General features: G+C 39.5%; 1 protein-coding gene and 1 pseudogene. Both read right to left on the reverse strand.

The window, feature by feature from the left end; all coding sequences use genetic code 11:
- The coding region (locus ACFIKG_RS09150; RefSeq protein WP_041581383.1) for a hypothetical protein at positions 1 to 407 on the reverse strand (407 nt) is incomplete at its 3' end.
- Positions 404 to 1,416: pseudogene (locus tag ACFIKG_RS09155) on the reverse strand (filamentous hemagglutinin); the annotation flags it as partial. The pseudogene ACFIKG_RS09155 and the gene ACFIKG_RS09150, both read right to left, overlap by 4 nt.

Below are 1,416 nucleotides of genomic sequence, written 5' to 3' on the forward strand. Positions count from 1 at the left end.
TAAGGCTTGCATTCAGGTTGTACTGGACTTCTTTTACAAAACGGGCTGTTTAAGCGCTTTTCGACACTTCTCTTCGGAATGACAGCACCAGGCTGACAAATGGGAAGGTTTTCTTCTCTAAATGTATAACACCAGTTTCCTCTCCCTTTATAATGGAATCCTGATTGAACCATGCAAGCATAAATTGTTGCATCCTCATTAATACTAAGCTTTCTGTTTTCTGAATCAATATCAAAAATGCTTGGCATTCCGCATTCTAACAAGGCTTTTCCTACTTCAGTAGAATCTGCACCTACCTTCTCCCACATACTCACATACTCTGGAGGAGGCTTATCAATGTTTTCAATGTCACATCCAGCTACACTTAATAGGACTATACCACTCAATAATTTCAAAATTTGTCTCATTTTTTCTTCCATAAATGCTCTAAAATTGAATAAGTTGAATTAATTTGTTTAGTAGGCGGTATTCCATAATTAGTTATACACGCTTTACTTGCATCACCATAACAATTATGGGGACTAGGATCATACCCGCCTAACGCCCTCCCTCCCTCTATCAATGGAGAGGTTGCTGTAGTCAATAAACTGGTTCCTACAAACAGCGTCATATATAAAGGATTTTTTATACCTTTCTCCAAAAGTGAAACATCTAGATTTAAAGGTACTTTATAAAAAGTAGGTGCATTGTAACCAAACAACGTGCTAATGGGGTCAGATGCATGGCTTTGTAAGTAAACATGATCATTTTTGCCATCGCTTACGACATATAATGCATTCGCTATCGATTGAGCATGATCCGCTGGTCCAAAAAGATAGATATCTGTTTTTTCTGCTATACCGTGAATGCCGCGCTTTTCAAAGTCACGCAGTCCATTGCCTACTGTTAAGCTACCACGACTATGCGCACTAACAATAGCCTTGTCATTACCATAACGAGAGGTAAAATCTTGGAATTTCTTGGCCGAATTACTCCATCCCCCAAAATACTCATAAATTGCTACCCCATACTCTACGAGCCTGTCTTTAGCTTGTGGGTGGTATGTAAAATAAAGGGGTTCATGCGCATTATCAGCTAATTGGACAGCACGATAGGCAGCCTCATCTGGTGTGTTAAAAATACCATTATAGAACATACGCCTGTTGCCATCAGAACCAGCTTGTAAATGCTTTTCTTCCTCTGGTTTTAAATAGCGATACAGAATTATTGGTTTTCCATCACTGCCTTTTATATACTCTCCATTTTCATCGGTTAAATAGAGTACTTTGCCATTTTCATCATGCGCAATCTCACCTACTGGATGCTCTTTAACATTTGCGACTTCGCGCACTTTGTCCCAGTATCCCAATCCTTCATCCGATAAATCATTGATCATATCTACGCGATTATGAACGATCCCCTCAAGCGATGTGGCGT

The sequence above is a fragment of the Bartonella sp. LB28NMGDW genome (genome assembly GCF_042194435.1).
Classification (GTDB): domain Bacteria; phylum Pseudomonadota; class Alphaproteobacteria; order Rhizobiales; family Rhizobiaceae; genus Bartonella; species Bartonella grahamii.